The following is a 6,265-nucleotide window of genomic DNA, read 5'->3' as shown; positions in this document are numbered from 1 at the left end:
ACGCTGGGCGTGACAAATTGCCAGAAGAGTTGAAAAATAACCGTACTATTTTCCCTTCATCAGAAGACATGAAAAAAGGCGAGTTTATTAATGATGTTGGCGCAGAAACGTTAGCGATTTACGAAAAGTACTGGCAACGTTTAAGAACGCAATAAGCAACGTCTTTGCCTATTGTTAGGCTTAAAATCGTTCAAATTTGGATTCCCCTCATCACGAAAGTGGTGAGGGGAATTTTTTTATAGGTTTTGTACTGCGAGTGTTGCTACGCGGCACGCTTTACGAGGCAGAAGTGCTTTTTACCGCGTTGCAGTAACCAATATTGATCAAACAGTGGGAAGCTTAAACTCGGGTTATCAGCCGCCACTTTTTCACCGTTTACACTGATGGCGTTGTTGCTGATGTGTTCGCGTGCAACACGCTTCGAACTTGCTAAGCCCGACTCAATCAACAGCTCAACCAAATCTTGTTGTGTGCTCTCAATGCTTGGTAAACCATCCAACTCCAACTGTTTTAATTCACCCAAACTCAGTTGTTGCACATTACCGCTGAATAAAGCTTGAGTGATACGCTCGGCACTGGCTAGGCCTTCTTCGCCATGAACAAATCGCGTCATTTCTTCAGCGAGAATACGTTGTGCTTGTGGCTTACCTTGGCTTGCTTGGTCTTGCGCTTCAATGCTGGCAATTTCTTCGCAGCTCAAGAATGTGTAGTAACGCAAGAAGTGGTAAACGTCGGCGTCTTCTGCGCCAAGCCAGAACTGGTAGAACGCGTAAGGAGAGGTCTTGCTAGGATCTAGCCATACTGCACCACCTTCAGTTTTGCCAAATTTGGTGCCATCGGATTTGGTGATCAGCGGCAGAGTTAAGCCAAATACTTGCTCACCATTTTGACGGCGAGTTAAATCGATCCCGCTGACGATGTTTCCCCATTGGTCATTGCCACCGATTTGCAAACGGCAACCGTATCGACGGTTTAGCTCGGCAAAATCGTACGATTGCAGTAGGGCGTAGCTAAATTCGGTGAAGGAGATACCTTGGTCAGGTCGTTGCAGGCGTTGTCTTACCGATTCTCGGTTGACCATAGTATTGATCGAGAAGTGCTTACCCACATCGCGGAAGAAGTCGATCACATTGATCGCTTTCATCCAGTCAGCGTTGTTCACCATGATCATCGGCTTGGTCAGTTGGTGGTTCATCAACTGCTGAATTTGATTAGAAAGATCGTTAACCCAGCCTGAGACGATTTCTTCTGAGTTCAGACTGCGCTCAGTCGCTTTAAAGCTTGGGTCGCCAATCATGCCCGTTGCACCGCCAATCAAGGCAACAGCTTGGTGTCCGGCATCTTGAAAGCGCTTAAGCATAATCAAAGGCACGAGGTGGCCGATATGCAAACTGCCAGCTGTAGGATCGAAGCCGCAGTAAACGGTTTGTGGCTGTGAGAGAAGTGTCTGAATTTCTTCCAAATCGCTGGCTTGTGCAATCAAGCCACGATCTTGTAAATCTTGCAGTAATGGTGTCGTCATTCTTCTTGTCTGTCTTAGTGGTTGTTACATTCAGACTAAAACGCGACACCTTTTCTCGATATATCCCTTAAGGGACAGTTTTTTATCTTGAATGGAGAATGAGGTGATTGAGGAAAAGCTGGAATAACTCACTCAATGAAGACACATTTAATTGCGAGTAAATTCGCTTTCGATGATTTTTGACCGTGCCTTGAACTAAGTGTAACCGCGCGGCAATTTCTTTGGTGTCAAACCCTTGAGCGAGAAGCGAAGCCACCTCTTGTTCGCGACGGGTGAGTGATTCTACGCCAAACGTTGCTAAAGCTTGCTCAATGGCTAATCGCATACTGCCAGAATAAGCACTCTGTGCAAAAACAGGCTCAGAAAAGGTAAATTCCGTTTGTTTCCAATGCTGCTGACAAAGCGACTGAATTATCGGGAAATAGGGCTTTAGCTTATTGATTTGTTGCTGAGAAAAGTATTTTCCATCATTCATATACCCGAAGTACAGCATGACCCAACGGCCAGATTCAACTTCGACTAGCATGCTCAGTTCGTCTTTCCACCCGGTCTGATGGTAGAACTGTTCGCAGTAGGAAGTAAAATCAACGCCTTTACGCGCCACGTCTTTGAGCGTAAATACGCCTTGTTGCTTTGTTTCGTTTAGTTTGAGAAAAAAAGGGTCATTTTGAAATGAGTCAGTAAGGTAGCGTTGAAAAAGTAACTCTCGCTCGTTCTCAATTGAGTCGTAGAGATAAATAGGATGTTTACCTTCTCGGTAACCTAAAATAACTGCGCAATCAAAATGAAAAAGAGTGCGAATGACACGCATAAGTTTAGGAGTAAAGTTAGGCGTGTTAAGAGCAGAAATTGCTTCTGCTAGCAGATTATTAAAGTTATTGTCAGGCATGGGATACCGAATTGCAGGTGGTTTTGCGCAAGCATAACCAAAAGCAATCCAACGAGAAAGGGAAGTCGCCATCTTCTGGTGACTTCCATAGAGAAAGTTGCGTAAGTGCTCAGTTTTGAGGAATCATATCCCCGTTAACTTATTGATAAGGGTGCATAACAACGGTTTTATTTAAGCGATTAGTTGCTATGCATTACTGCGAGTTAGTGAGCTCTTCGTTAACCCAATATTTAGAACCAGACACGTTAGCATCGATGAGCAAACCTTTAGCGTTCAACTGATAGACGGCGACGCCGCTGTTAAATTGTTTTGAAAGTTGCTCTGAATCTTCGCCCGCAACAGCAGAGGCTTCACTTGTGGCCTCCCATCCTTCGTTGACGAACGTATCAAAGTCTTCTTTGCTCTCAAACAGAACCACTTGTTGGTAAAATTTGCCGCCAGCCCCAAGTGCAACGCCCAAACCAAACATATTCATATAAGTGCGTTCTTCTGTTTCCTTATTCACTGCGACTCCTGACCCTGAGTTGGTGTGAAACAGCAAAGATAATTTACGAGAATCAAAGACCGCGTAGCCGTACGCGTTGTCGTAAATAGCTTTTGCCTCCGGCTTTTCATTAAATAACTTGAGCAAAGCGCTATCTGCCATTAAGTCCACGGCTTGGCGAGCTTCTTCTGGCGTATCGCCTTCCATCAGCTCATCAATTTTTTTGTCGGCAGCATCTATCCATTCTTTGCTTTTCTCGATGCTGGCTTCCGTCCATTCGCCTGCGGTATTGATCGCTTCCTCGGACCAGTTCGTGAAATCTTGCCACGCTTGTTTTGAAAACGCTTTGGTGTCGTCCCAAGCATCTTGTGCAGTATCAGAAACTGCGTCGCCAAGCTCAGACATTTTATTGGAAATTTCATCCCAATCGGCATAAGCAGGGGATGCCAGGAGCATCAATGTAGTAAGGAGTGCGATAGGCTTTTTCATCAAATTCTCTCTGGAGTTATCGATATACCATTCATTTTAGGTCATCAGACTTTGATAATGAAATTGACTAAATGACGAACTTGAGAGAGGAATCACGAACTGATTGTGAAATGACGTGTGAATAACAAAGCCCTCACAAGGGGAGTGTGAGGGCTAGAGTTTATCGTGTGTTACTTGCTGCTAACTTTACCGAGTTTTAACCAAGTATCGATAACCGTATCTGGGTTTAGTGATACAGAGCTAATACCTTGATCCATTAGCCATTCCGCTAAGTCGTCGTGGTCTGATGGGCCTTGACCACAAATACCAACGTATTTGCCTGCTTTTGTTGCCGCATCAATCGCCATTTGAAGCATCACCTTAACCGCTGGGTTGCGCTCATCAAATAGATGTGCGACATCGCCAGAGTCACGGTCAAGACCAAGCGTTAGCTGAGTCATGTCGTTTGAGCCAATCGAGAAGCCATCAAAGTACTTCAAGAACTCATCGGCAAGGACCGCGTTGGATGGCAGTTCGCACATCATGATGACTTTAAGACCCTGATCGCCACGGCGCAGATCAAACTTCGCTAGCAAATCAATCACTGATGCTGCTTCGCTTGGTGTACGAACAAATGGGATCATGATTTCAACGTTTTTCAGACCCATTTCGTTACGAACGCGTTTGATTGCTTGAGTTTCTAGCTCGAAGCAGTCTTCAAACACTGGAGAAATGTAACGAGACGCGCCACGGAAGCCAAGCATTGGGTTTTCTTCATGCGGTTCGTATGCTTTACCGCCAACCAAGTTGCTGTATTCGTTAGACTTAAAGTCAGACATACGAACAATAACGCGTTTCGGCCAAAATGCCGCAGCAATGGTTGCGATACCTTCTGTCAGCTTGCTTACGTAGAAATCGATAGGATCTTTGTAACCACGAATACGCTGAGTGATTTCTGCTTTTAGCTCATCGCTTTGTGCATCAAAGTTAAGTAATGCTTTCGGGTGGATACCAATCATCTTATTGATGATGAATTCAAGACGAGCAAGACCAACACCTTCATTTGGAATTTGTGCGAAGTCAAACGCGCGATCAGGGTTACCCACGTTCATCATCACTTTTGTTGGTAGCAGTGGCAGTTCATCAACAGAAGAGCGTTTTACGTCAAACTCAAGTTCACCTTGGTAAACGTAGCCCGTTTCACCTTCTGAACAAGATACGGTCACGGTTGCGCCATCGGTTAACTTGCTTGTCGCATCGCCACAGCCAACGATTGCAGGAATACCAAGCTCACGAGCGATGATGGCAGCGTGGCAAGTACGGCCACCACGGTTGGTTACGATTGCAGATGCTTTTTTCATCACTGGTTCCCAATCTGGGTCAGTCATGTCTGTAACTAGCACGTCACCTTCTTGGACTAAAGACATTTGGTCCAGAGAGTCAACCAAGCGAACCACGCCTTTACCGATGCGCTGACCGATTGCACGACCTTCAACCAAAACATCCGCTTTGTTTTGTAGCTCGTAGCGCTCAATCACGTTTTGTTCCGTTTGTGAACATACGGTTTCAGGACGCGCTTGAACAATGTACAGCTTGCCATCAATGCCATCTTTTGCCCATTCAATGTCCATTGGACGCTGATAGTGCTTTTCGATGATCATTGCTTGTTTTGCGAGCTCTTTGATCTCGTCGTCGTTCAATGAGAACGTGTTGCGCTCTTCATCAGAAGTATCAACGATATCAACTTGTTTGCCGATTTCTTGGTTATCTGAGTAGATCATTTTGATCAACTTAGAACCAAATGTTTTCTTAACGATTGGGTGTTCGCCTGCTTCAAGCATTGGCTTGTGAACGTAGAACTCGTCAGGGTTTACTGCACCTTGAACGACCATCTCGCCTAGACCCCATGAAGAGGTGATGAAGACAACTTGGTCGAAACCCGATTCAGTGTCTAGTGTAAACATAACACCCGACGAGGCTTTATCTGAACGCACCATACGTTGGATACCCGCAGATAGCGAGATGCCACGGTGGTCGAACCCTTGGTGAACGCGGTAAGAAATCGCACGGTCGTTAAATAGAGAAGCGTAAACGTGCTTAGTTGCTTCTAGTACTGCGTCGATGCCTTTCACGTTCAAAAACGTTTCTTGCTGACCAGCAAAAGAAGCATCAGGTAGGTCTTCTGCCGTAGCAGATGAACGGACTGCGACTGAAAGCTCAGGATTGCCTTCGATCAGTTCTTGGTAATTTTCACGAATTTCTTGTTCAAGGTCCGCAGGGAAAGGGGCCTCTAATACCCATTGACGAATGTTTGCACCTGTCTTACGCAGAGCTTCTACATCTTCAACGTCTAGTTCATCGAGTAATTGGTGAATACGCTCATCCAAACCTTCGTGGTCAAGGAATTGGTTAAACGCGTATGAGGTTGTCGCAAAACCATTTGGTACAGAAACGCCTGCGTTTGCTAGGTTAGAAACCATTTCGCCAAGTGAAGCATTCTTACCGCCGACTTTGTCGACATCATCCATGGATAGGCCATTGAACCAGAGGGTGTTCTTTTGCATGTCTTTCTCCAGAAACATTGCAGCTTAGTAGGGGGACTTAAATCGATCTAAACAATCGCATGTTGGCTGTTATTACACGTTGACCATACATTGCTTCATTTAGATTGATATCAAAGGCAAACGATTACGTTCTGGCTGAAAAAAATTCAAAAGAATTTTTAAAGCTGTGGTGAACCTAACTGAAAGCCAAACTGATTTATTAATATTATGTGTACCATCCTACTCAAAAGATTTTGAAAAATTAAACAGAAATGCAAATAAATAACCAAAGTCGTGATGTGTTCTATGTTTCTGACGGTACGGCGATAACATGTGAGACATTAGGGCATGTTGTTCTC

At 44.9% G+C, this 6,265-nt stretch carries 4 protein-coding genes and 2 pseudogenes; 2 read left to right on the top strand and 4 right to left on the bottom strand.

The annotated features are described in order from the left end of the window. Nucleotides 1–155: pseudogene (gene potD / locus CAG68_RS18360) on the top strand (spermidine/putrescine ABC transporter substrate-binding protein PotD); the annotation flags it as partial. A gap of 107 nt (nt 156–262) precedes the next feature. On the opposite strand, the gene tyrS reads toward potD, so the two are convergent. From tyrS to ppsA, 4 genes are all read right to left on the bottom strand, one after another. Beyond that, on the bottom strand, nt 263–1,522 hold the full coding sequence (gene tyrS, locus CAG68_RS18355) for a tyrosine--tRNA ligase (RefSeq protein ID WP_161441479.1): 1,260 nt from the start codon (nt 1,520–1,522) through the stop codon (nt 263–265). A gap of 82 nt (nt 1,523–1,604) precedes the next feature. Beyond that, entirely contained in the window at nt 1,605–2,411 is an 807-nt protein-coding gene (locus CAG68_RS18350; RefSeq protein WP_025767978.1) for a response regulator transcription factor, read from the bottom strand. Nucleotides 2,412–2,604: 193 nt separating this feature from the next. Continuing rightward, nucleotides 2,605–3,384: a hypothetical protein gene (locus CAG68_RS18345; RefSeq protein WP_005373824.1), complete on the bottom strand. Its 780-nt coding sequence runs from the start codon at nt 3,382–3,384 to the stop codon at nt 2,605–2,607. Between the two features lie 170 nt (nt 3,385–3,554). Further along, entirely contained in the window at nt 3,555–5,927 is a 2,373-nt protein-coding gene (ppsA, locus tag CAG68_RS18340; protein ID WP_005373822.1) for a phosphoenolpyruvate synthase, read from the bottom strand. Between the two features lie 251 nt (nt 5,928–6,178). On the opposite strand from ppsA, the pseudogene CAG68_RS18335 reads away from it, so the two are divergent. Further along, nucleotides 6,179–6,265, top strand: a pseudogene (locus tag CAG68_RS18335) (phosphoenolpyruvate synthase regulatory protein); the annotation flags it as partial.

The organism is Vibrio sp. V42_P2S4T144, from assembly GCF_009904715.1.
Lineage (GTDB): Bacteria > Pseudomonadota > Gammaproteobacteria > Enterobacterales > Vibrionaceae > Vibrio > Vibrio alginolyticus.
This window is presented reverse-complemented; position numbering and strand designations above follow the sequence as displayed.

What these genes read in the sequence shown, in the direction of transcription:
- tyrS (WP_161441479.1), bottom strand. Translation starts at nt 1,522, where the DNA reads ATGACGACACCATTACTGCAAGATTTACAAGATCGTGGCTTGATTGCA.
- CAG68_RS18350 (WP_025767978.1), bottom strand. Translation starts at nt 2,411, where the DNA reads ATGCCTGACAATAACTTTAATAATCTGCTAGCAGAAGCAATTTCTGCT.
- CAG68_RS18345 (WP_005373824.1), bottom strand. Translation starts at nt 3,384, where the DNA reads ATGAAAAAGCCTATCGCACTCCTTACTACATTGATGCTCCTGGCATCC.
- ppsA (WP_005373822.1), bottom strand. Translation starts at nt 5,927, where the DNA reads ATGCAAAAGAACACCCTCTGGTTCAATGGCCTATCCATGGATGATGTC.